Source organism: Streptomyces beijiangensis (genome assembly GCF_017315755.1).
In the GTDB taxonomy this organism is placed as follows: Bacteria; Actinomycetota; Actinomycetes; order Streptomycetales; family Streptomycetaceae; genus Streptomyces; species Streptomyces beijiangensis.
In genome coordinates this window covers 1-353 of record NZ_JAFLRJ010001067.1, presented here as the reverse complement: position 1 = coordinate 353, position 353 = coordinate 1, and the positions used below count along the sequence as shown (strand labels likewise).

The 353-nt window shown below is 76.8% G+C and carries 1 pseudogene; it reads left to right on the top strand.

Features of this window, described 5'->3' with window-relative positions:
* Positions 1–353 (top strand): annotated as a pseudogene (locus J0695_RS40575) (SAM-dependent methyltransferase); the annotation flags it as partial.

Genomic DNA, 353 nt, shown 5'->3' with positions numbered 1-353 from the left:
CCCTGTGAACACCCCCCCCGCCGCCGACCTGCTCCCCTCCGTCCCCCTGCTGCGCGCCGCCGCCGAACTGGCCGCCGGGACCGGGGCCTGCGAGGCCTTCGAGTTCCTGCTCGGCCGCCACCTCGACGCCAACCCCCGTCAGTACACGCTCACCCCGCAGGGCCCCGCCGAGCTGATGGCCGCACTCGCTTCGCCTGCCGCGGGACCCGCCGCAAGGACCGTCCTCGACCCCGCGTCGGGCACAGGCTCCCTGCTGCGCGCCGTACGCGAACCCGTCGCGCTCCACGCCCAGGAGTCCGACCCCGAGCTCGCCGCCCTCACCGCGCTCCGCCTCGCACTCAACTCCGGCGCCG